Source organism: Oceanisphaera psychrotolerans, assembly GCF_001870485.1.
GTDB classification, from domain to species: domain Bacteria; phylum Pseudomonadota; class Gammaproteobacteria; order Enterobacterales; family Aeromonadaceae; genus Oceanimonas; species Oceanimonas psychrotolerans.
Genome location: NZ_MDKE01000017.1, coordinates 23,015 through 46,626 on the forward strand (window position 1 = coordinate 23,015; position 23,612 = coordinate 46,626).

The following is a 23,612-nucleotide window of genomic DNA, read 5'->3' on the forward strand; positions in this document are numbered from 1 at the left end:
AGAATAGCGGGCAGTAGAGGAGATCAGCCCGACAAAACCCCGCTCCGGCGCAGCAGGGCTTCGGTTTCCACCAGCGGCAGTCCCACCACGGCGCTGTAACTGCCGTTGATCCGCGCCACAAAACGCCCGCCCAGGCCCTGAATACCATAACCACCGGCCTTGTCGGTCGGTTCGCCACTGGCCCAGTAACGGTCGATATCGCCGTCACTCAGCGCCCGGAAACTGACCTCGGTGGTCACCAGCACTCCCTCTGTCTGGCCTTGCCAGGCCAGCGCCATGGCGGTCATGACCTGATGGCTGCGGCCGGACAAACGGCGCAGCATCGACTCGCCGTCAGCCTGATCGCGCGGTTTTTCCAGCACCTCGCCGTCGACCACCACTATGGTGTCCCCGGCCAGCACCGGCAAGGGTAACGCCGCCATGGCCGCACCGGCCAGGGCCTTGTCCCGGGCCAGGCGCTGTACATAGTCCGTGGCCGTTTCATCGGGCCGGCGTTGTTCTTCCACCCGAGGCAACACCAGCTCGAACGGCAGTTCCAGCATGGCCAGCAATTCACGACGACGGGGCGAGGCGGAAGCGAGATAAAGCAACGGGGTCATAGACGAGCTCACGACAGGGCGAATTGCCGCCGGCATTTGCGCAGCAGCAGAAAAATCCAGGGCCAGAACACCATGCTGCTGACGATGGACCAGAAGTAGGGATAGTCGAGCTGGATATCCCGGTTCATGTAGGCCGCCCAGAAGATCAGCAGCTTGTTCAGCATCGCCAGGGCGCCCACCACGAAGGCCTGCTGCCAGACCGAGTAGTTGCGCATGCGCTGAAACTGGGAGGCGGCAAGATACACCGGTATCACCAGCGCCAGGGCGTGGATCCCCAGCACCGAGCCGAGCAGCAAGTCCAGCACCAGGCCGGCAAAGAAGGCGGTGCCCACGTTGGCCCGATGCGGCAGGGCGATGGTCCAGTAGATCAGGGTGACGAGCAGCCAGTCGGGCCGGAATGGCGCGATCAGCTCCGGTAACGGCAAGATGGACAGCATCAACGCCAGCAGCAGGCTGGTACCGATGATCAACCGGCCTTTAAGGGAAAAACGGCTCATTGGGACGCCTGCTCCTGAGGTGCTGCCGCGGCTCCGCCGAGGGTTCATCCACATCGATCACCCGGGACTCCGGCCACAGCAGCAGCAGGTAGCGCACCCGATCGAGAGCGGCAAACGGTTGTACCCGGATATCGGCAAAGGGTTGTCCTTCTTCGTAGCCGACCCGGCTGACGCGACCGACCGGATAACCTTCCGGGAACCGCCCCGCCAGCCCGGAGCTGAGCAGTATGTCACCTTCCTGAATATCGGTGTTGCGGGTAATATTGTGCAGCAACAGCCGATCCAGCTGACCGCTGCCGCTGGCGATGGCTCTGATGTCGTTGCGCGCCACCCGCACCGGTATGCCATGGCTGGTATCGGTGATCAGCAACACCCGGCTGGTGGTCTTGCCCACCGACACCACCTGTCCGACCACCCCTTGCTCATTCAGTACCGGCTGCCCCTCGGTCACCCCTTGCAGACTGCCTTTGTCGATCACCACCTGATGAATGAAGGGATCCGTGTCCACCGCCATGATCTCGGCCACCATGCGACGGGTATCGAAACGCACCGGCGAACCGAGCAAATCGCGCAGTCGCTGGTTTTCCTGTTCCAGATGGCGCAGGCGCAGCAAGTCGTCACGCAGCAGAAACAGCTCCTGTTCCAGACGCTGGGTCTGGCTCAGCAGTGCCTGTCGCGACATCAACTGGCTGGAGGCAGAGTCAAGCAGGATCCGGGGACTGTTGGCCATATACTGCAACGGGCTGACCAGTGAGTTGAGATAGACCTTGACCCCGGTAAAGCTGTGATAGCGACTGTCGGCAATGATCAGCGCCAAAGAGACAACCACCGCTAGCACCAGGCGGATAGGCAGAGAAGGACCACGGCCAAAAATCGGCTTCATTGGAAAAGTGACAGGCCGGTTGTCCCGGCCTCCTTATTAATCGTAATGGAACAGATCTCCGCCGTGCATGTCGATCATTTCCAGCGCCTTGCCACCACCACGGGCAACACAAGTCATGGGATCGTCGGCTACCACCACGGGAATGCCGGTTTCTTCCATCAGCAACCGATCCAGGTCGCGCAGCAGGGCGCCACCGCCGGTGAGTACCATGCCCCGCTCGGAGATATCGGAGGCCAGCTCGGGCGGAGACTGTTCCAGCGCCACCATGACGGCACTGACGATGCCGCTCAACGGCTCCTGCAGCGCCTCGAGAATTTCGTTGGAGTTCAGGGTGAAGCTGCGCGGCACCCCTTCGGCCAGGTTACGGCCACGTACTTCGATTTCCAGCACCTCGTCGCCCGGGTAGGCCGATCCCACCTCGTGCTTGATGCGCTCGGCAGTCGCCTCGCCGATGAGCGAGCCGTAGTTACGGCGCACATAATTGATAATGGACTCGTCGAAGCGATCGCCCCCAATCCGTACCGACTGGGAATACACCACGCCATTGAGGGAGATGATGGCCACTTCGGTGGTACCGCCACCGATATCGACCACCATGGAACCGGTGGCTTCGGAGACCGGCAGACCGGCACCGATGGCGGCAGCCATCGGCTCATCGATCAGATAGACTTCCCGGGCACCCGCCCCCAGGGCCGATTCCTTGATCGCCCGACGCTCGACCTGAGTGGAGCCGCACGGCACGCACACCAGCACACGCGGGCTGGGGCGGAAGAAATTGTTGTCGTGCACCTGTTTGATAAAATGCTGCAGCATTTTTTCGGTGACATAAAAATCGGCAATCACCCCGTCTTTCATCGGACGGATGGCGGCGATATTGCCAGGGGTACGCCCCAGCATCTGTTTGGCGGCATGACCGACGGCGGCAACACTCTGGGCCGAACCGGATCTTTCCTGGCGAATGGCCACGACAGAGGGCTCGTTCAGAACAATGCCCTGATCTTTGACGTAGATGAGAGTGTTGGCCGTTCCCAAATCGATCGAAAGATCGTTGGAAAACATGCCTCTGAGCTTTTTAAACATATGCTGAAGGGGATCCTGGGTTGATAAACCGGAAAGTGCGGCTAACTTTATCAATGCAGCCGGTTTCAGGCAAGATACAAGCACAGCTAAAGCCGCTTGCAGACGGGTATAAGTTTCAATAAAACGATAAGTTCCTTACACTTGCCTCATCACCCCTTCGTTATTTATTTCGTGTCAGAATTTAGCGCCTGGAAAAAGCTGTATCAGCCGCAGCGCCCCTCCCCGCAGCAACGACTTTTTCATCCCCTGCTGGAGCAGCATGCGCTGGCCCTGTGGATCAAGCGGGATGACCAGCTGCATCCACGGATCTCCGGCAACAAATGGCGAAAGCTGAAATACATTCTGCGCCAGGCTCTGTCGGAACAGGCATCCGGTGTACTCAGTTTTGGCGGTGCCTATTCCAATCATCTGCATGCGCTGGCCGCCGCCGGCCACGAACTGTCACTGCCCACTCTGGGCATAGTGCGTGGCGAACCTCACAGCCGCCACAACCCCACCCTGGGCGATGCCCGTCGCTGGGGCATGGCGCTGGAGTTTGTCGATCGGCAGCAGTATCGGCGACGCCAGGAGCCGGCCTGGCTGAACGAGCTGGCCCGGCGCTATCCCGGCTTTCTCATCGTGCCCGAAGGGGGCAGTTGCCCCCAGGCACTGCCGGGGGTGGCGGAATTGTGGCAAGAGCTGTCGCAGGAAGTGGATGAAGTGATACTGCCGGTGGCCAGTGGTGGCACCCTCGCCGGGCTGCTGTCCGCCCGTCCCGCCACCACCCGGGTGCGGGGCTACGCGGTATTGAAGGGCACCAGCTGGCTGGCCGAAGAAGTCTGCCGGCTGTATCCGGCCGCCGGACAGGATCCGGGCTGGCAGCTCGAGCTGGATCATCATGGCGGCGGCTATGCCAGGTGCCCGGTGGCCGACCAGGCGACCATCGCCGAACTGGCCGAGCAACTCGGCATCCCCCTCGAACCCATTTACAGTGGCAAGGCCATGCTCGGGCTGTTTCGGGATATTGAAGCCGGCCTTTATCCTGCCGGCAGCCGCCTGCTGTTTCTGCATACCGGCGGTTTGCAGGGCGCGCGGGGGGCGCTATAGCAGATCGAACCGCTCCGGACGAGAGAAAAAATAACCCTGGCCGGCATAAACACCCAGCTGATGCAGGCATTCCCATTCGTCGGCACTTTCCACGCCCACCGCAATCACCCGGGCCCGGGTGCCGACACTGTTGCCGACCAGGCTTCTCACCGCCATCTGATTGACCGGCTTGCCGGCAATGTCACGTACCAGGCTGGGATGCAGCTTGAGATAATCCAGATCGTAATCCCTGATGTACTGGGTGCTGACCACATCCTGGCCCGCATGATCCACCGCCAGCCGGCACCCCAGCGCCCTGAGTGCACGCAATGGTTTACTCAGTGCCTGAAAATGACGACTCACCTGGGCTTCGGACAATTCAATGACCAGCTCATTCAGCTGCGACTTGGGCAACTGGATCAGCTCGAACACCAGCCAGCGATAGAATCCCGCATTGAGCAGGCTGGCCGCCGACAGATTGACCGCCAGGGTCGAGCGCCGATCACTTTCCTGCAGCAGGGTCAGAGTACGCAGCAGGATCACCCGATCCAGCTCCTGTAACAGACCACATTTTTCCGCCATGGGCAAAAAGTGCCCGGCCGACAATACCCGCCCCTGCTCGTCCTTGATCCGGGCCAGCAGTTCATAAATGACCGGGGCCTGTCCCGCGGCGGTGTAGATACCCTGCCAGTCGAGGCGGATTTGATCCTGCTCCAGCTGGCGGCCCAGCAGGGTCCGCCAGCGTACCGTGCCCTTGCCGCTGCTTTCTTCGGTGACGCCCTTGTAATACATGAAATAGCCATCACCCCCCTGCAGGCCGGCGCTGCGCAGGGCCAGTTCCGCTTCTTCCTCCACCGTCGGCAGTTGCTCGCCATAGCGGAAACAGACCCCACCGATAAAGAGCGCCGGCTCTCGTACCTCGTCCGGCCAGTGCAGCCGCCGCAACAGTTTCATCACCTGCCGAGCCGCTTCCAGCGCTTCGCTTTCCACCAGGTTGGGGAACAACAATGCGAAGGTATTACCGGTATAGCGGGCTTGCAGGGCGCCGGGATAACGACGGATCAGGTGGCCCAGATAGACCGACGCCGACGACAGCAACTCATCGCCCCGCTCGTAGCCCAGTTTGTAGTTGATCGGCTCGAGATCCTGCAGTTCGACCAGCAACAGCGCCCCGGAATGGCTGGCCGGATCATTCAGCGCCGCCTCCAGCCGGTTGTCGAAAAACACCCGGTTACCGATACCGATATTCTTGTCCACAAAGACATTGGCGCGCATGAAGGTATCGAAGCGACTTCGCTCCCTGCCCGCCTCTTTCAGATCACGGAGCAACTTGTCCAGTGCCTGACTGGCCTGATGCGGCCACTCCTCCCGGGTGTTGTGCTGCAACATGCTGAGCTTGCCATCGAGGATCAGCTGGCCACGCACATCGAGCAGCTCGGCGCCGTGAAGTTGCCGACGAAACCAGCGCAGGCTGAACAACATGCCGGCGAACACCAGCAGAATGGCGGCCGTTAACCCTGAAAGCGCGGCGAGGGAATGATCGATATCGTAGAAGGGGGGGCGCAATACCAGACGCACACTCAGCCCCTGATGCGCATTCAGTTCATGCCGGTATTCCAGCGACAACTCATCGGCCGCGAGCGGGCTGTCCGACTGGTAACGATACAGCGGGTGCTCGGCGTCCTGCACCGAAAACTCGATGATATCGTTGACATCCAGCAGCGCCGGCAGCCAGCGATCGATACTCTCCTGCTGCTCGGCTCCATTCTGCCAGCCTTCGTTGACCAGCCGTACCACCGAGTCTACCTGCCGTTGCTGGTAGGCAGACCCCATCTGATAGAAGCTGATCCCGGCTCCTATCAGCACCATCAGTACGGCCGCCAAGATGCACACTGTGATGGTGGCAATAAACTGATTGGTAAATCTCATTGATGATCCCTGGCTGAACCCGGTTGATTCCGGCTTTTCTTCCCTGATATTCCGTTCCTGATCGAAACGGTACAACAAATGCGAGTCATTATCGTGGCCCAGTCTGAAAGATAAGACCTTTCAAGCCGTACCGCCATGGCAACCGATAATGAAAAGCCCCTGAATCAGGGGCTTAACGTCAATTTTTTACGTAATGACTCGCAGGTCGAACCCTCAGAACGGGATGTCGTCATCAAAGTCCATCGGCGGCTCGTTGTAGACCGGTGCCGGATTCTGAGGCTGACTCTGGGGCTTGCTGGCCGCCGGCTTGCTTTGCTGACCGTACTGAGGCTGCCCCTGAGGTCCGCCCTGTTGCTGACCCCAGCCGCCCTGACCACCTTGCTGACCACCCTGTTGCTGGCCACCTTGCTGTCCCCAGCCGCCTTGACCACCACCCTGAGCACCACCGCCCTGCGGGCGTCCGCCCAGCATCTGCATGGTGCCGCCAACATCGACCACGATTTCGGTGGTGTAGCGATCCTGGCCATCCTGACCCTGCCACTTGCGGGTCTGCAAACGCCCTTCCACATAAACCTGAGAACCTTTGCGCAGGTATTCACCGGCAATTTCGGCCAGCTTGCCGAAGAACACCACCCGGTGCCATTCGGTACGTTCTTTCTGCTCGCCGGTCTGCTTGTCGCGCCAGGTCTCGCTGGTGGCCAGGGTGATATTGGCGACCGCGTTACCGTTGGGCATGTAACGCACTTCCGGGTCCTGGCCCAGGTGGCCGATCAGGATAACTTTATTGATGCCTCTATTGGCCATAACTCGCTCCGTACTCACAGGTTGATCAGGCGCCGGGCCTGATCCAGTTCAAAAATATTACCGTCTACCTTCAGGTAGGCGGCCCCCTCCTCGGGGATAATCAAAGCCTCATGCACACCGGGCAGGGCCATCAGCCGCTGCAACAGCTGCTCACGCTGATCCTTGTTTTCTATATTAACACCGATGGACAGGATATGAGACCGCACCTTGCTCACATTGGTCATGCCGGTCGCCAGCCAGAACCAGAACGCCATGCACACCGCCACCAGTACAAAGACGCCGCCGCCGCCCAGTTGCTGATAAAGCAGGCCGCCCAGCACCCCGCCGAGAAAGGCACCGAAAAACTGGCTGGTGGAATAAATCCCCATGGCAGTCCCCTTGGCACCCGCCGGGGCCAGCATCGACAGAAAGGCGGGCAGGGAAGCTTCCATGAAGTTGAAGGCGGTAAAATACAGCATCATCGCCAACGCCAGCAGCCATAGCTGCCCCTGACCGGCTGCCATCAGCAGCAGCGCCGCCATCATCACCAGTATCGAGGCCTGAAACAGCTGCTTGTTCATGTTGCGCCGCGCGCCCAGGATCAGAAAGGGCACGATCAACACGAAGGACAACAGCAGGGTCGGCAGATACAGCCACCAGTGATGCTCGGCCACCAGTCCCGCATCGAGCAGCGTCAGCGGAAAAGCCACAAACACCGCGGTCAGGGTCAGATGCAGCAGCATGATGCCGAAGTCCAGCCGCAGCAACTGCCGGTCTTTCAGCAGCCGGCCAAACAGTTCGGGCGCGGCGGTCACATCCCGGATCTGTCCGCGATGGGCCTGCTCCGGCAGCATGAAACGCACCATCAGGATACCGACCAATGCCAGCAGCGCCGTGGTCCAGAATACCCCCGACAGGCCAATGAATGCGGCCAGCACCGGTCCCAGCACCATGGCGATGGCAAAGGAGATGCCGATACAGACCCCGATAATGGCCATGGCCTTGGTCCGGTTTTCTTCCCGGGTAATATCGGCCGCCAGCGCCAGAATGGCGCCGGCGATGGCGCCGGAGCCCTGCAGCACCCGACCGATGGCCACGCCATACACCGAGTCGGACAGCGCGGCCACCACCGAGCCCAGGGCAAACAACGCCAGACCGGCATAGATCACCGGCTTGCGACCGATACGGTCCGACAGCCAGCCGACGGGGATCTGCAGTATCGCCTGGGTCAGGCCGTAGACGCCGATAACGATGCCGACCCACAACGGTGAAAAGCCGATCAAATCCTGACCGTAAAGCGCGAATACCGGCATGATCATAAACAAACCAAGCATCCGCATACCGAAAATGCCCGCCAGGGTAAACGAGGCCCGCCGCTCGCGAGGGCTGAAGCCTTGCTCGTCACTCATGGATATCCTTCCGCCGTCAACAGGATTGAAAAGAGGCCTAGTTTAGCACGGTGACACTGTCAAGATTAATCCTTATTGTCCCTTGGCTGGCTATTCATCCAGTGCCATACTAGCCGGTCGAATTTACACCAAGGTGATGCTGCAGATGGATAAAATCGAAGTTCGCGGGGCCAGGACCCACAACCTGAAGAACATCAGCCTGGACCTGCCAAGGGACAAGCTTATCGTGATCACCGGCCTGTCCGGTTCGGGTAAATCGTCCCTCGCCTTCGATACCCTCTACGCCGAAGGCCAGCGCCGCTACGTGGAGTCGCTTTCCGCCTACGCCCGCCAGTTTCTCTCGCTGATGGAAAAACCGGACGTGGACCATATCGAAGGCCTGTCGCCGGCCATCTCCATCGAGCAGAAGTCGACTTCCCACAATCCGCGCTCCACCGTCGGCACCATCACCGAAATCTACGACTATCTGCGATTGCTGTTCGCCCGGGTGGGCGAGCCGCGCTGCCCGACCCACTCGCTGCCGCTGGCGGCCCAGACCATCAGCCAGATGGTGGACAAGGTGCTGGAGCAGCCCGAGGGCAAGCGACTGATGCTGCTGGCGCCGGTGATACGCAACCGCAAGGGCGAGCACAGCAAGCTGCTCGACAACCTCTCCGCCCAGGGCTTTATCCGTGCCCGCATCGACGGCGAGGTCTGCGATCTGTCGGATCCGCCGGCGCTGGAACTGCAGAAGAAGCACACCATCGAGGTGGTGGTGGATCGTTTCAAGGTGCGCGAGGATCTGCAACTGCGGCTGGCGGAATCCTTCGAGACCGCATTGGAACTATCCGGCGGCATCGCTTCTGTGGTGTCGATGGACGACGACCAGGAAGCCCCGCTGGTGTTTTCCGCCAACTTCGCCTGCCCCGAGTGCGGCTATTCCATCGCCGAACTCGAGCCGCGCATCTTCTCGTTCAACAACCCGGCCGCGCCTGCGACAGCTGCGATGGCCTGGGAGTGCAGCAGATCGTCGATCCGGACAAGGTGATCAGCAATCCGGAGCTGAGCCTGTCCGGCGGCGCCATCCGCGGCTGGGACAAACGCAGCTACTACTACTACCAGATGCTCAAGTCCCTGGCCGAGCATTACGACTTCGATCTGGAGGTTCCCTACCAGGATCTGCCCGAGGCCATTCAGCAGGCGGTGCTGTACGGCTCTGGCCGCACCAGTATCGAATTCAAGTACATGAACGATCGGGGCGACGTGCTGGCTCGCAAGCATCCGTTTGAAGGCATTCTGCACAACATGGAGCGCCGCTACCGGGAAACCGAGTCCAACTCGGTGCGTGAGGAGTTGGCCAAGTACCAGACCAACCGTGCCTGCCCTAGTTGCCGTGGCACCCGGTTGAAAGAAGGCCCGCGCAATGTGTTTGTGGCCGATCATACCCTGCCCCGGATCACCGACATGGCCATCGGTGAGGCACATGCCTTCTTCACCGATCTGGCGCTGTCGGGACAGAAGGCACAGATCGCCGACAAGATCCTCAAGGAGATCGTGGCGCGGCTGGGTTTTCTGGTGAACGTCGGGCTCAACTATCTGACCCTGTCACGCAGCGCCGATACCCTGTCCGGCGGCGAAGCCAGCGCATCCGGCTGGCCAGTCAGATCGGCGCCGGCTTGGTGGGCGTCATGTATGTACTGGACGAACCCAGCATCGGCCTGCACCAGCGCGACAACGAGCGACTGCTGTCGACCCTGACCCACCTACGGGATCTGGGCAACACGGTGATCGTGGTGGAGCATGACGAAGACGCCATTCGCGCCGCCGACTACGTGCTGGATATCGGCCCCGGTGCCGGGGTGCACGGCGGTGAAATCGTGGCTCAGGGTACGCCCGCCGAGGTGATGGCCAACCCGGAGTCGCTCACCGGCGCCTACCTGTCGGGCCGCGAATGCATAGCGATACCGAGCCAGCGTACCCCGGTAGGCGACCACTGGCTGGTGTTGAAAGGGGCCAGGGGAAATAACCTGAAAAATGTCGAGCTCAGGCTGCCGCTGGGGCTGATGACCTGCGTGACCGGGGTCTCGGGTTCGGGCAAGTCGACGCTGATCAACAATACCCTGTTCCCCCTGGCCCACCGCGAGCTGAACAAGGCCACCGTCAGTCAGCCGGCCCCCTATAACAGCATCGAGGGCATGGACAGGCTGGACAAGGTAGTGGATATCGATCAGAGCCCCATCGGCCGTACCCCACGCTCCAACCCGGCCACCTATACCGGTATTTTCACCCCCATTCGCGAGCTGTTTTCCGCCACCCAGGAAGCCCGCTCCCGGGGCTACAAACCGGGCCGGTTCTCGTTCAACGTCAAGGGCGGCCGCTGCGAAGCCTGTCAGGGAGATGGTGTCATCAAGGTGGAAATGCACTTCCTGCCCGACGTTTACGTTCCCTGTGATGTGTGCAAGGGCAAACGCTACAACCGCGAGACCCTGGAGATAAAATACAAGGGCAAAAGCATCCACGAGGTGCTGGACATGACGGTGGAAGACGCCTGTGACTTCTTCGCGCCGGTACCGGCCATCGCCCGCAAGCTGCAGACGCTGATGGACGTGGGCCTGTCCTATATCCACTTGGGCCAGTCGGCCACCACCCTGTCCGGCGGCGAGGCTCAGCGGGTCAAGCTGGCCAAGGAGCTGTCCAAGCGTGACACCGGCCAGACCCTCTATATTCTGGACGAACCCACCACCGGCCTGCATTTTCACGATATCCAGCTGTTGTTGACGGTACTGCACCGGCTGCGCGATCATGGCAACACCGTGGTGATCATCGAGCACAATCTGGACGTGATCAAGACCGCCGACTGGATAGTCGACATGGGACCGGAAGGTGGCAGCGGCGGTGGCCAGATCCTGGTCACCGGCACCCCCGAACAGGTGGCGGAACACAAAGAGTCTCACACGGCTCGCTTTTTACAGCCTATGCTGAAAGGGCGCTAGTCTGCATGGAAGCAACGATGACACGGATTTCATTACCCTACCTCTGGTTCTGGTGTTTCGCCGCCTGGACGCTCGGCGGCATGCATTACTTCATGCACAATCCCGGCGGTTCCGGGTTCTACCTGCCGTTCAACATGGTGGGCTGGATCTTCATCTCGCTGATGACGGGCCTGGGGCTGTGGCAGATGACCCTGAACCGCAGCGTCGATTACAGCCGTTTTCACCTCTGGTGCTGGCTGGTGCTGCTACTGCTGCTGGTGCCGCTGCTCTATCCCAACCGGGGCTTTGCCGATCATGCCCTGCCGCGGCTCGCGGGGCTGACCGGCGGCCTGCTGTTCTGGTTTGCCCTGCTGCAGTGCCGCTTCGATGAAAGCGCCCGCTACCGGCTGCTGTATTTTCTGCTCGCCGCCGTCAGCCTGGAAGCCCTGCTCGGACTGGTGCAGTATTACCTGCTGACGCCCGGCAACTGGATTGGCTACAACACCGACACCAATCGCCCCTACGGCATCTTCCAGCAACCGAATGTGATGGCCAGCTTCATGGCCACCGGCCTGATGCTGTCCTGCTATCTGGGACTGGCAGACAAACGCCCCCTGCCGGCCGCCAGAAATATCTGGCTGGGCACCCTGCTGGTGAGTTGCTCCCTGCTGCTGACGGTGCTGCAATCCCGGGTCGGCCTGCTCGGCGCCGCCGTGGGCCTGCTGTTGCTGCTGCCCTGGGCCTGGCAACAGAGACCGAAATACTGCCTGTGGGGGCTGGAGCTGATCGGACTGGGGGTGGTGTTCGGGCTGTTCTCCCTGAGTGGAGGCGAAGGAGTGCAGAGGGGAGCAGAGGTTTACACCAACCCCGGTATCCGCCAGCACTACTGGCAGCAAGCGCTGGCGCTGATTGCCGAGCATCCCTGGTTCGGCACGGGCTATGGCGATTTCGAACGCCAGTTCATGGAGTTCTATCTGTCCCGCATGGAACTTCAGCCCGGCCTGCCGATGATGGAGTCCAACCTGGATCACCCCCATAACGAGCTGCTTTACTGGGGGGTGGAAGGCGGCCTGCTGCCGGTGGTGGCCATTGTCTCGGTGGCGCTGGCCTTCATTTGCCTGCTGTTCAGGGCGCCCTGGCGCCACGCGCTGGCGCTGGCCGCTCTGGTCTGGCCCATCGCCCTGCACAGCCAGACCGAATACCCCTTCTATCATTCCCTGGCCCACTGGATCACCCTGCTGGTGCTGCTGTACTGGATAGACTCCCGGCTGGAATCGCCACACAGCCGGCCATACCGCCCCTGGTTGCTGGCCCGGTTTACCGCCCTGCTGATCCCGGCGCTGGTCGTGCCCTTCATGCTCACCGGCTTGCAGACTGCCCGAGTGGTGACCCAGTATGAACGCGGCGGCGGCAAGGAGCCTGAACTGCTGCTGTCGGCCAGCAACCCCATGGCCTGGCTGACCCGGCTGGAGTTCAACGCCATGTCGCTGCGGCTGGCGGTGGGCTCGGCGCAGCAGAATGCCGAGGAACTGCAAGCCTATGTCGACTGGGGCCGGCAGTTTGTGCGCCATACCCCCAGAGCCAATATTTACTACAACATGGTGCTGGCCCTGAACCGCCTGGAGCGGGAACAGGAAGCGGAACAGTTGCTGCAGCAGGCCCGTTATTTCTATCCGGATGATGCCATGTTGCAGCAGGACAATATCAGCAAGGCACTGCAGACCCTGGATCAGGGCCGGAGCAGCCAGGCTGGCGAGACGGCCATGGTCACGGATTCCGGGGAGTCTTGAGCTGGTTTCACCGTGCCGCCGGCACGAAGCGTACCCGAAACATCCTGGACCAGAATTTGCCGGTCAGGTAAAACTCGTCGCCTTTGGGATCATGGGTGATGCCGTTGAGTACCGCCTCCGGATCCGCCGGACGGCCGCTCAGATCCAACAACGGGGTGGTGTCGATCTCGGCATCGACTATCCCGCTCCGCTTGTCGATCCTGACGATACGGTGTTCCTTCCAGATGTTGGCGTAAACGTGGTCGCCGACACAGGCCAGATCATTCAACCGGTGCCGAGGCAGCTCCCGCTGCGTCACCTCTACCTGCCCCAGCAGGGAGAAATCCAGCGGATCCCGCCGGTAAAGGGTGGCGCTGCCATCACTCATCCACAGTGCCTCGCCATCGAAGCACAACCCCCAACCCTCACCGCCATATTGATGGGCCTGTACCAGCGACAGACTACTCACGTCGTAGACCAGCGCCAGCCCTTCTTTCCAGGTCAGCTGGATCAGTTGGTTACCAACCCGTGTCAGTCCTTCACCGAAATAACCGGGATCCAGAGCCAGTCGCTGCAACACCTCGCCGGTGGCCGGGTTTATCTTGCGCAGGCTGCTCTGGCCATAAAGGCCGGTGCTTTCGTAAAGATAACCATCGTGTAACAGCAGCCCCTGAGTAAAGGCATCGGCAGCATGCGGCAAGGTTGCCATTATCTCCACACCCAGACGTTCGACGGTAATATCATCGGCCTGGGCAGGCAGGCAACACAGCCAGATCACCGGCAGCGCCCGGATCCGCTTCAAATAACCAGAAATAACGCCTCCAAAAATAGTCGCATGATGGTCGTGACACTTGAGCCGGTGCTGCCGATAGCCGGGAGGCGCGGCATTCATGCCTGTTATGGTCACCATCTGCATCTCGCCCAGTCGGAGCCAACACCTTCAACCATGCCGGTCGGGAAGAGAGCCGGCGCTCGGGTCATGACCTCCACAGGCAACAACAGTACGATTTTGGTGCTTCAAATGACAACCCTGCACTTTCGCTCTGTCTATACTCATGACGAACGTACTCGGACCCCAGGCACGAGAACCGTGCTCTCGGAACGAGTCCATTTCGCCTCCCCCGCCTAAGGAGAATAACAATGATAATGAAAAGATTCTTTCGGATACTCAACCCGATATTGATCCTGTCCCTGATGATGGGCTCCCTGCCACTGTCAGTCCAGGCCCAGCCAGGCCAACTGGTGTCTACCCAGAGCGTACTCGATGCGATGCAGATGAGTGCCGAACGTGAGCGTATCGGCGCCTTGCTGGCCCGCACCGACGTACGGGAGCAACTGATCAATTACGGTGTCGAGCTGTCAGAAGTCGAAGCGCGTGTGTCCGCCCTGTCGGATCAGGAAGTGCGGCAGATGGCCGAACAGCTGGACAAGATGCCGGCCGGGGCCAATGGGGTGGTCGGCGCCCTGCTCACCGTGTTCATCATTCTGCTGGTCACCGACCTGCTGGGTCTGACTCACGTCTTCCCCTTTACCCGCTGATGGCTTTGTTACCGCCGCCGAAGGCGCTCCGCCGCCGGCAAAACGCCCGCCCGACGGGCGTTTTGTCGTTAGTGGTGTTGATGTTACCGGCACTGCTGACCGGCTGTGCCGCCACGCCCATACTGTCACCGGAAACAGAAACCCGGCTAGCCAGCCCGTCCTATGTCACCGGCGTCCCCTTTCATGGCCAGCGCGACTACCAGTGCGGACCCGCCTCGCTGGCCATGGTACTCAATGCCAGCGGCGTAGAGGTGAGCGTGGATCAGCTGATCCCTCAGCTATTCGTGCCCGGACGCGAAGGCAGTGTACAGCCGGAGATGATGGCCACGGTGCGCCGTCATCGGCGCATCAGCTACCCGTTGGACGGCAGCTTCGATGGCCTCTTGTCTGAAGTAAACGCCGGACACCCGGTAGTCGTGCTGCAAAACCTGGCGCTGCCGCTCTGGCCCATGTGGCATTACGCGGTCGTCATCGGTTACGACAGACAACGGGAGCAACTAGTGCTACACAGCGGCGAACAGTCCCGTCAGGTGACCGGTATGGGCCGTTTCGACGCCACCTGGGCACGCAGTGGTCGCTGGGCCATGGTGGCGCTGCCGCCGGGGCAACTCCCTCGGAGCATCAGCTCGCAGCAGGCCACCGACAGCATCGCCGCCTTTGAAGCCTCGGCCGGTGCCGAGGCCGCCCTGCCCGCCTGGCAGGCGCTGGTCGAACGCTGGCCCGGCCATGCCATGGGCTGGTTCGCCCTGGGCAATGCGCTGTATGCCAGCGGTGATCCTCAGGCGGCAACCAGGGCCTTCGAGCAGGCCACCACACAGGACCCCGAGTTGGCGGTCGCCTGGCTCAACCTGGGGCTGACTCAGCAAGGTCTGGGCCAGCGACAGCAGGCCATCGCCAGCCTGCACCGGGCGGCGGCGTTACCCGGCCAATGGCAAGCTCAGGCTGAACAGGCGTTAACTGAAATGTGAGATGCCCCTCTCACACCTCACGGTTTTTACATTAATGGATGGGGTCATCCGTGGTCAGCATCGTCACCAGCCGGCGGCGTGTCACCAGCCCCAGCCCCTGACGACCGACCGGCAGCAGAAAGCCGGCGGTTTCTTCCTGCTGCAACGTCTTGATCGCGGTCAGTAGAGAGGCGTCTGCGCTCAGTTCAAGCAATCGACGGTTGGCCCCCAGCAGCGGTGCCAGCACTTGTTGCAGCGTCAACTCCTGCTGCTGCAACCATGGCCGATACACCTGCTCCAGAGCCTCGCCTTCGACCAGATAGCTGTGCTCTCCCTGACGCACCACCACCCACGGCAGCTTGCGTTCGAGCACGGCACCGAGGTTGTCGTCGGTCCCGATGTCGAAATCGGAAAAACGGAAACTGGCCAGTTCGGACAGATAACGCTGCGCCAGGGCGGTACGCAGCGGATGGGTCTGCAGCAGACGCCCCCGCTCCTTGAGCAGGGTCAGCAGCAGCGAGGGCTGCCGAAAGCCGTGCTGGCAGACCAGGTTGGCAGTGAGCACCACCGTCATCGCCGGAAACATGGCCTCGGCGCTGAGTGACAGTTCCAGCACCGTGGCCAGCGCCGCCAGCGGCGCATGCAGCACGGCCCCCATCATGGCCGCCATGCCCAGCAGGGCATAGAGGCCCGGCTCGGACGCGCCCGGCACCAGGGCACCCGCCACGCCGCCGGCACAGACCCCCAGCATCAGCATGGGAGCTATCTGTCCCCCCGGCACGCCCAGGCCAATCGCCGCCGCCGTGGCAATCAGTTTGGCCCCCAAGATCAGCAACAGCAGCAGCCAGGGCAACTGGTGACTCAGGGTGGCATTGATGGTGTCATAGCCCGAGCCGAGGATCTGTGGCACGAACAGTGCCAGCCCCCCGGTGATCAGGCCGGCCAGCAGCAGCCTGACCGCCCGTCCCTTGATGGGAAAACGAAGGAAGAGCCTGACCAGATAATGAAACAACACCGCCACCAGTCCCACCCAGAGTCCGGTGAGCAGCAGGCTGGGAATATCGCCATAGCCCGCCAGTGACAATCGGACCGGTTCCAACACCGCGTGAGGGCCAAGCAGCGCGCCGCTAAAGGCCGAGGCACTGATGGCCGCCGCGATAATGGGCGCAAACCCCAGCAGGCTGTATTCCATCAGCACCACCTCCATCGCGAACAGCACCCCGGCCAGCGGCGTGTTGAAGGCGGCGGAAATGGCCGCCGCCGTACCGCAGCCAATCAGCAGCCGCAGCTGACTCGGAGGACGATCCGTGTATTGCCCGAGCAGGCTCGCGATGCCGGCGCCCAGGTGTACCGCCGGCCCTTCGCGGCCGACGCTGTGGCCGGTGCCCAGCGCAATCAACGCCGCCATGAACTGAAAAGCGGTATTGGCTGCCGGCAGTTGCCCCCGCCCGAACTGCAGCCGTTCCAGCACATAGGCCAGCCCGACCGTCTGACCCGAGACCGGTGTCAGCCGATAAAGCAGGATCAGCAGCAGGCTGCCCAGCACCGGCAATCCCAGTCGCCACCAGGGCGACAGGGATTCGAAATCTTCCAGGTTGGCCCCGTTCAGCCAGCCCAGAGTCAGGTTCAACAGGCTCAGGAAGCTGACCATCACCAGACCGGACAGGATCCCAATGACACCACCCAGCAGTACCAGCGGCAGCAGGCTGTGCGAGGGGCCGGCAAAAAAACGGTGAAACTTGCTGGTCATCGGCTATGCCGCCCGGTGACCAGCAGCCAGTCGAGCAGCTCCCTAGCCAACCGCTCGTGAGCGACCCCGAACGCGGCCACTACCGCCGGGACATCTGTCCCCTGCGGAACAGCCCCGACATCGAAACGCCGGCTGGCCAGGATGGTGCGCCGCTCGGGATCCACCAGCCGGGCATCGAAGCGAATGATCACCACCGGCTGGCCCTGGCGGTATTCGCTTTGAAAGGCTCGCAATACCCCACTCAGCTCGACATCGACCCGCAGGTTGTCATTGTCACTGCCGACATATCGCAGACGGCCATCCTGCTGAAACGACTCGATCAATTGATCCCGCCACAGCACGGGTACCGAGGACACCCAGCGCGCATGCTGATAGACGCTGAGCTGGTTGTCCTGCGGCACCACTGCGATGCGGGTACCAGACAGCAGCCCGCTGGTCTCGGGCCGGGTGACCCGCAGCGCCATATCCATGCCTGGTGCCGGACCGGGTGCCAACATCGGCGTCGGCAGACGATAGAAGGTAACCGGCGGGGACGAGGGCAGCAGGGTGCAGCCACTCAGTACCAACACCACGGGTAACCATTTCATCGGCATATGCGTCCATAACCGTCTCATCGTCATCATGGCTGAAACTCCCGGATTTTCTCCCCGCCCAGCAGAAAGCCGGAGGGATCCTCTTCCAGGCGACGGGCCACCTCTCCCAGGGTGGCGAGGGTACTGCGCAACTCCCGCAGGGTCGGCTCCAGCTCGGCCATGCCCTGCAGACCCGAGTCCAGTGCCTGCTGATTATCGGCCAGCAGCCGATCGAGATTGCGGCTGAATCGCTCCATCGAGGCCAGGCTGCGATCCGCATTGGTGAACAGGCGCTCGCCCTTATCCCCGAACTGAGTCTCCAGCCGACCAAGCAGCCGGGAAGCCTGAGTCATGGTGGCTTTCATCTGTCGGCTGGTCTCGGCCAGATCCGCCATTCCCTGACGGAGTTCGTCTTTCTGCCCGGCAATCACGCTGGTGGTCTCGTCCAGATTGGCCAGCACCCGGCCGAGATGTCGGCCGTTTTCGGTCGAGAACAGCTGATTGGCCTTGTCAATCAGGGAGGTAACGCCCACCAGCAGCTCTTCACTGTTTACCCGCAAGCGAGCTATGGGTGAGGGATCCGCCAGGATCACCGGTATGGCATCACCTTCTGCCTCCAGCGCCGGGCTGGCGGGAGAGCCCTCGCTCAGCTGGATGTTGGCGGCGCCGGTGATATTGGCCAGCGCCAGCCGGGCCCGGGTGTCGGCTTTTACCGGGGTCTGCCGACCGATACGGACCCGGGCCAGCACCCGCCGCGGATCCTGTGGATCCAGCGACAGCGTTTCCACCTCCCCGACCCGGATGCCGTTGTACTCCACCGCACTGCCCACGGTCAGGCCGCTGACCGCCTCCCGAAACACGATATCGTACAGCCGGGAGTCCTGCTGAGTACCGGCTCTGGCCAGCCAGAGCACGAACAGCAAGACGCCGGCGGCAATGGCCAGGGTAAAACAGCCAATCAGCACATGATGTGCACGGGTTTCCATCTGTTACTCCTTGCAGGCAAGTTCGGCCGCCTGACTCGCGGCCCGACCGCGGGGGCCATGAAAGTAATCCTGTACCCAGGCATCGTCGGTGACGGCCACCACCGCCAGCCGGTCGGCCACCAGCACCTTCTTGTGGGCCAGCACCGCTACCCGGTCACAGCTGCTGTAGAGGGTATCCAGATCATGAGTGACCAGGAATACCGTCAGGTTGAGTGCATCACGCAGCGTCAGCAACAACCGGTCGAAGGCCGCCGCCGCGATGGGATCCAGGCCAGCGGTGGGCTCGTCGAGAAACAGCACATCCGGATCCAGCGCCAACGCCCGGGCCAGGGCTGCCCGCTTGATCATGCCGCCGGACAGCTCGGACGGATACAAGGCCGCCGCCTTGGCCGGCAACCCCACCAGTGCCAGCTTGACCGACGCCAGATAGGCGGCATCGGCGCGGGACAGTCCCGCCTGCTCGATCAGCGCCAACGCGATATTTTCGGCCACGGTGAGCGAAGAAAACAAGGCTCCCTTCTGAAACAGCACGCCCATGCGTCGTTCCAGCAGCACCCGCTCCGGCTCCGGCAGGGCCAGCAGATTCTGACCCAGCAGCCGCACCTCTCCGCCACTTGGCCGGCGCAGACCGACGATGGAGCGCAACAGCACCGACTTGCCGGTACCGGATCCCCCGACCACCCCGAGGATCTCGCCCCGGTAAACGTCCAGATCCAGGCCCTCATGCACCGCATGGGGGCCGAATCGATTGTCGAGCCCCCGCACCTGGATCACCACTTCGCCGGACCGGCTCACCATTCCATCTCCATCAGAAAGAGGGCGGCAATCGCATCCAGCAGTATCACCACGAAGATCGACTGTACCACGCTGGAGGTGGTGTGCTCGCCCACCGACTGGGCGCTGCCGCCGACCTTGAATCCTTCCAGGCAGCCAATCAGCGCGATCAACAAGGCAAACAACGGTGCCTTGCCCAGCCCCACCAGCAGATGCTGCACCGGCACCTGCTGCACTATGGTCAGATACTGGGCCAGAGAAATATCGAGTGACAGCAGCGACACCACGGCACCACCGACCATGCCCGAGAGCATGGCGATAAAGGTCAGCAGCGGCAGGGTCAGCACCAGGGCCAGCAGCCGCGGCAACACCAGTAATTCGATGGGATCCAGCCCCTGGGTGCGCAGTGCGTCCAGTTCCTCGTTTACCTTCATCGAGCCGAGCTGGGCGGTGAAGGCGCTGGCAGTGCGGCCGGCCAGCAGAATGGCGGTGAGCAGCACCCCGAACTCCCGCAGAAAGGAATAGGCCACCAGATCGACCGTATAGATGGTGGCGCCGAAGTTAGCCAGCACGGTGGCGCCGAGAAAGGCCACGACCGCTCCGACCAGAAAGGTGAGCAGGGCGACGATGGGTACCGCATTGAGGCCGCACTGCTGCATTTGCGCTACCAGCGCGGTGATCCGCCAGCGCCGTGGCCTGGGGATCGAGACGGCCAGGGTACTCAGGGTCAGCCCCATGAAACCGAGCAGCAGTACCCATTGCCGCCAGCCCGCCAGCACCCGTTCCCCCAGCAGGGCCAGACCATCGGTCCAGCGGGATACCACTGGCGGCGGGGCTTCCCGACTGACCATGGCGGCCGCCACCGCCAGCAGCAAGGCCCGGCGTTCGGAAGACAGTCCGCTGGCGTCGGGCAGTATCCGGCACAAGGTGTCCGCGCCCAGCAGCTTGACCAGCAGGGCGGCACCGGCGGTATCCAGTTCGGTGAGGCCGGACGCATCCAGGCAGTCGGCTGGTATTGTCGGTGGCGCCACATTACGCGCCAGTTGCGCGTAATGCGCCAGGGTCCAGGGCCCCTGCAGGCGGGCACAAGGCTGGGCGCCGGTGGTTACGATCAGTGCTGCGCTCATCTCGTTCATGCTCTCCGGCCCGTTAGATAACAAATTCATATGAGACTCAAATTATCTGCCATCGCCTCCATAACCACAACAACTACCCGGTTTTATGCTAGGATCGCGCGATATCTGCGTCATTCCGAGACCCCTTATCATGACCATAGAACAACAATTGCAGCAACGCAGCGGCGGCCATCGAAGCTCCATATCTTTAAGAGAAAGGTGTAAACCATATTCAGGACGGGACAGGTGCTTGAAAAAAGCCTGATAACCCGGCCGGGAGGCATCATGTACAAACTGGTATTCTTCGTCCCCGAATCCCATGCCGAAGCGGTGAAGCAGGCGGTGTTCGCCACGGGCGCCGGCAGGATCGGCGACTACGACCGGTGCTGCTTCGAAACCCGCGGCCAGGGCCAGTTCCGGCCCCTGGCCGGCGCCAATCCCTTTATCGGCCAATCCGGTGAGCTGGAACGGGTGGATGAGCTGCGCATCGAGCTGGTGTGCGAGGATCACCTGATCCGCACCGCCGTCGCCGCCCTGCGTACGGCTCACCCATACGAAGAGCCAGCCTTCGATGTCTGGCCGCTGAGCGAATTTTAACGCTACACCAGCCACAAGGGAGATAGAATCACGGTATCCCTCTTGTCATTTCGGAGTCTGCCATGTCGACACACTGTATCTTGCCCTGCCCGCTGGGCTGGCTCTCAATTTCCGCCACCCCCGACGCCATCACCGGGCTGCGTTTCATCGATCAGGCCGATAATACAGGGACGCCGGCCACCCCCTTGCTGCAATCCGCCTGCCGGCAACTGACGGAATATTTCGAGGGCAAGCGCCGCCACTTCGAGCTGCCTCTGGCCCCCCAAGGCACGCCTTTTCAGCAATCGGTCTGGCAGGCGCTGCTAACCGTTCCCCACGGTGAGCGCCGCAGTTATAAAGACATCGCCGGGCTTATCGACAACCCCAATGCGGTCCGTGCCGTCGGACTGGCCAACAGCCGCAATCCCATCGCCATCATCATCCCCTGCCACAGGGTCATCGGTGCCAGCGGCAGGCTGGTCGGTTATGCCGGAGGGATAGAGCGCAAGGCCTGGCTGCTGCAGCACGAAGGCAATCCGGGTAACGATTAGCGACAAGTACCACTCACCCTGTGCGAGATCTCTCAAAGCATCGTCGGCATAAACGCTTTCTGGCTGCGCCATCTGCCGGAGATGATGGAATTTACAGATATATATCAATACATTACAAAAAATCGCGATTTTAACACCAGCAATGGCGTCATTTATTCGGCTTGAGCCAGAACCAGACTGGGCTATTATCTCTCTCGCAGGAAGCAAGGAGCCGGTCAGGACGACAGGCTGCCAGGACAGGCAAAGGAAAACCCGCAGGATGCGGCGATGGACACCTCCAGGATGGAGACGAACGTCAGGTCAGGATGACTTGCGGTCAGGATGACAAAGGACAGCCCGATGGATCGGGAAAGGGAACGCCATAAAGGATAAGGCAGCGTCAGGGATTGCAGGGAGCAAACCGGTTTACGGACAAGCCAGCAAGACGACCCAAAAAGGGGCAACATGATGTTGCCCCTTTTTCTATGGTCAAAACAAAGTAAGGGGGAGGAAAAGGCGTTACCTTTCTCCTCCCCCTTATTCCTCACCCGGTTAACTGCCGGTCATCTTCACCACCAGACAATCCATCCCCTGGCGCGCCAGACGCTGGCAGGCACTCTTGGCCTGATCCTTGTGCATGCCCACCAATTGAGCCCGGAACAACTTGCGATTGCTGATGTTCACCTCATTGACGGCCACCTGGATAAGCTCGATATTGTCCAGCCGCCGGGCCGCATCGGAAGCCCGGTCCCGTGCCTGCTCGGATACCCGGAAAGAGCCAACCTGCACGGCCCAGCCAAGCTCGCCCACCGGCAAGGTCTGCTGTACCGACAGGGTCTGTTGTGTCGGCACGGTCAAAGAGGCTCGCTGCAGCACCGCTGGTGTGCGAACTTCGGGTTCTTTCACGACCACCTGACGCTGGACTTCGGTGCTGACCACCAGTTTGCGGGCGGGTGCCGTTTTGGGCGATGCCTTGGCCAGCTCCGTGGCCCGCGCGAAACCGCTATCCAGCAATTTCACCATCTGAGCGTCCCGGGACTGGGCCGTATTACCCCCCATCACCACACCGACAAGGCGGTGTTCGCCACGCTGGGCCGACGTGGCCACATTGAAGCCCGACGCCCGGATATAACCGGTTTTCATGCCATCAACACCGGCCGTGTTACGCACCATACGGTTATGACTGTGATAGGTCTTGCCTTTGAAGCTGAAGGAAGCCGTCGAAAAATAGTGATAATGCTGAGGAAAATCCTTCATCAGTCGCAGCGACAGCTTCGCCAGATCCCGGGCGGTGGAAGCCTGGGCATTATCCGGCAGACCGGAGGCATTACGGAAGGTGGTGGAGGTCATCTGCATCGACTTCGCCTTGGCGGTCATCATGCGGGCAAACTCGCTTTCGGTGCCCCCCAGGGCTTCCGCCACCACCACGGCCGCATCGTTCGCCGAGCGCACCACCAGGGCCGGAATGGCGTCCCGTACTCGCAGCCGCTCCCCTTTCTTCAACGAAATATTGGTTTGCGGCATGGAGGCGGCGTGGGCCGACACCGGCATGGCGGTATCCAGCGTCATCAACCCCTTGTCCATGGCCTCGAACAACAGATAGAGAGTCATCATCTTGGTCAACGAGGCCGGATAGCGGGCGGCATCGGCGCTGGACGCATGCAACACTTCACCGCTCTCCGCATCCAGCACGATGGCGGCATAGCGCGGGTTGGCCTGAGCCTGACTCAAAGAGCCCAATAACAGCATGATCGCCAGGAGCAACCATCCTGTTTTTCCGGTGTGTCTTACAGCAAACATGGAAGGCTCCTCCCAGTGGTGAAATAAAGTCGGCAGAAGCTACGCCATCGTCCGAATC

At 61.5% G+C, this 23,612-nt stretch carries 20 protein-coding genes and 1 pseudogene; 7 read left to right on the forward strand and 14 right to left on the reverse strand.

The window, feature by feature from the left end:
* Positions 1-23: 23 nt before the first annotated feature.
* Genes BFR47_RS07565 through BFR47_RS07580 form a run of 4 tightly spaced genes read right to left on the reverse strand, consistent with a single transcriptional unit; the run spans position 24 to position 3,059 of the window.
* The gene (locus BFR47_RS07565) at positions 24-599 is read right to left on the reverse strand and encodes a Maf family protein (protein WP_071472499.1); all 576 of its coding nucleotides are present in this window, start codon (positions 597-599) and stop codon (positions 24-26) included.
* A gap of 8 nt (positions 600-607) precedes the next feature.
* Positions 608-1,096, reverse strand: coding sequence for a rod shape-determining protein MreD (mreD, locus tag BFR47_RS07570; RefSeq protein ID WP_071472500.1), 489 nt, complete (start codon positions 1,094-1,096; stop codon positions 608-610).
* Positions 1,077-1,979 carry a rod shape-determining protein MreC gene (gene mreC, locus BFR47_RS07575; protein WP_071472501.1) on the reverse strand — a complete coding sequence of 301 codons (903 nt, stop codon included), beginning with the start codon at positions 1,977-1,979 and terminating at the stop codon, positions 1,077-1,079. Before mreC ends, mreD begins: the two co-directional genes overlap by 20 nt.
* Before the next feature lie 36 nt (positions 1,980-2,015).
* Positions 2,016-3,059, reverse strand: a complete 1,044-nt coding sequence (locus BFR47_RS07580) for a rod shape-determining protein (RefSeq protein ID WP_071472502.1) — start codon at positions 3,057-3,059, stop codon at positions 2,016-2,018.
* Between the two features lie 171 nt (positions 3,060-3,230).
* Here BFR47_RS07580 and BFR47_RS07585 point away from each other — a divergent pair, with 171 nt between their 5' ends.
* Positions 3,231-4,145: a 1-aminocyclopropane-1-carboxylate deaminase/D-cysteine desulfhydrase gene (locus BFR47_RS07585; RefSeq protein WP_071472523.1), complete on the forward strand. Its 915-nt coding sequence runs from the start codon at positions 3,231-3,233 to the stop codon at positions 4,143-4,145.
* Here BFR47_RS07585 and BFR47_RS07590 read toward each other — a convergent pair.
* The 3 genes from BFR47_RS07590 to BFR47_RS07600 form a co-directional block, all read right to left on the reverse strand.
* Positions 4,140-6,053, reverse strand: a complete 1,914-nt coding sequence (locus BFR47_RS07590; protein WP_071472503.1) for an EAL domain-containing protein — start codon at positions 6,051-6,053, stop codon at positions 4,140-4,142. The genes BFR47_RS07585 and BFR47_RS07590 overlap by 6 nt on opposite strands.
* Positions 6,054-6,266: 213 nt before the next feature.
* Positions 6,267-6,857 (reverse strand): single-stranded DNA-binding protein, encoded by a 591-nt coding sequence (locus BFR47_RS07595; RefSeq protein ID WP_071472504.1) that lies wholly within the window; start codon positions 6,855-6,857, stop codon positions 6,267-6,269.
* A 14-nt stretch (positions 6,858-6,871) separates the two neighbouring features.
* Complete coding sequence (locus BFR47_RS07600; protein WP_071472505.1) at positions 6,872-8,245, reverse strand: MFS transporter; 1,374 nt, start codon at positions 8,243-8,245, stop codon at positions 6,872-6,874.
* Between the two features lie 145 nt (positions 8,246-8,390).
* Between BFR47_RS07600 and uvrA the strand changes: the two are divergent.
* Both uvrA and BFR47_RS07610 read left to right on the forward strand, forming a co-directional pair.
* A pseudogene (uvrA, locus tag BFR47_RS07605) lies at positions 8,391-11,217 on the forward strand (excinuclease ABC subunit UvrA).
* A 17-nt stretch (positions 11,218-11,234) separates the two neighbouring features.
* Positions 11,235-12,986 (forward strand): PglL family O-oligosaccharyltransferase, encoded by a 1,752-nt coding sequence (locus BFR47_RS07610; RefSeq protein WP_071472506.1) that lies wholly within the window; start codon positions 11,235-11,237, stop codon positions 12,984-12,986.
* A gap of 7 nt (positions 12,987-12,993) precedes the next feature.
* Here BFR47_RS07610 and BFR47_RS07615 read toward each other — a convergent pair whose 3' ends face one another.
* A complete protein-coding gene (locus BFR47_RS07615; RefSeq protein WP_245748848.1) occupies positions 12,994-13,875 on the reverse strand; it encodes a glutaminyl-peptide cyclotransferase in 882 nt (293 codons plus the stop codon).
* A gap of 236 nt (positions 13,876-14,111) precedes the next feature.
* Here BFR47_RS07615 and BFR47_RS07620 point away from each other — a divergent pair, with 236 nt between their 5' ends.
* On the forward strand, positions 14,112-14,504 hold the full coding sequence (locus tag BFR47_RS07620) for a PA2779 family protein (RefSeq protein WP_071472525.1): 393 nt from the start codon (positions 14,112-14,114) through the stop codon (positions 14,502-14,504).
* Between the two features lie 80 nt (positions 14,505-14,584).
* Positions 14,585-15,472, forward strand: a complete 888-nt coding sequence (locus BFR47_RS07625) for a PA2778 family cysteine peptidase (protein WP_217645495.1) — start codon at positions 14,585-14,587, stop codon at positions 15,470-15,472.
* Positions 15,473-15,503: 31 nt separating this feature from the next.
* Here BFR47_RS07625 and BFR47_RS07630 read toward each other — a convergent pair whose 3' ends face one another.
* The 5 genes from BFR47_RS07630 to BFR47_RS07650 are packed head-to-tail and all read right to left on the reverse strand — an operon-like array spanning position 15,504 to position 20,699.
* The gene (locus BFR47_RS07630) at positions 15,504-17,201 is read right to left on the reverse strand and encodes a chloride channel protein (protein WP_071472508.1); all 1,698 of its coding nucleotides are present in this window, start codon (positions 17,199-17,201) and stop codon (positions 15,504-15,506) included.
* The gene (locus BFR47_RS07635) at positions 17,198-17,788 is read right to left on the reverse strand and encodes an ABC-type transport auxiliary lipoprotein family protein (RefSeq protein WP_071472509.1); all 591 of its coding nucleotides are present in this window, start codon (positions 17,786-17,788) and stop codon (positions 17,198-17,200) included. The genes BFR47_RS07630 and BFR47_RS07635 overlap by 4 nt, the downstream gene beginning before the upstream one ends.
* A gap of 32 nt (positions 17,789-17,820) precedes the next feature.
* The gene (locus tag BFR47_RS07640; RefSeq protein ID WP_071472510.1) at positions 17,821-18,759 is read right to left on the reverse strand and encodes an MlaD family protein; all 939 of its coding nucleotides are present in this window, start codon (positions 18,757-18,759) and stop codon (positions 17,821-17,823) included.
* Positions 18,760-18,762: 3 nt separating this feature from the next.
* A complete protein-coding gene (locus tag BFR47_RS07645) occupies positions 18,763-19,557 on the reverse strand; it encodes an ABC transporter ATP-binding protein (RefSeq protein WP_071472511.1) in 795 nt (264 codons plus the stop codon).
* Complete coding sequence (locus BFR47_RS07650; protein ID WP_245748849.1) at positions 19,551-20,699, reverse strand: MlaE family ABC transporter permease; 1,149 nt, start codon at positions 20,697-20,699, stop codon at positions 19,551-19,553. The genes BFR47_RS07645 and BFR47_RS07650 overlap by 7 nt, the downstream gene beginning before the upstream one ends.
* A gap of 234 nt (positions 20,700-20,933) precedes the next feature.
* Between BFR47_RS07650 and BFR47_RS07655 the strand changes: the two genes are divergently transcribed.
* Complete coding sequence (locus BFR47_RS07655) at positions 20,934-21,245, forward strand: YqfO family protein (RefSeq protein ID WP_071472526.1); 312 nt, start codon at positions 20,934-20,936, stop codon at positions 21,243-21,245.
* A gap of 62 nt (positions 21,246-21,307) precedes the next feature.
* Positions 21,308-21,775, forward strand: a complete 468-nt coding sequence (locus BFR47_RS07660) for a methylated-DNA--[protein]-cysteine S-methyltransferase (protein ID WP_071472513.1) — start codon at positions 21,308-21,310, stop codon at positions 21,773-21,775.
* Positions 21,776-22,306: 531 nt separating this feature from the next.
* Here the strand turns inward: BFR47_RS07660 and BFR47_RS07665 are convergent.
* Complete coding sequence (locus BFR47_RS07665) at positions 22,307-23,554, reverse strand: D-alanyl-D-alanine carboxypeptidase (RefSeq protein WP_071472514.1); 1,248 nt, start codon at positions 23,552-23,554, stop codon at positions 22,307-22,309.
* Between the last annotated feature and the right edge of the window lie 58 nt (positions 23,555-23,612).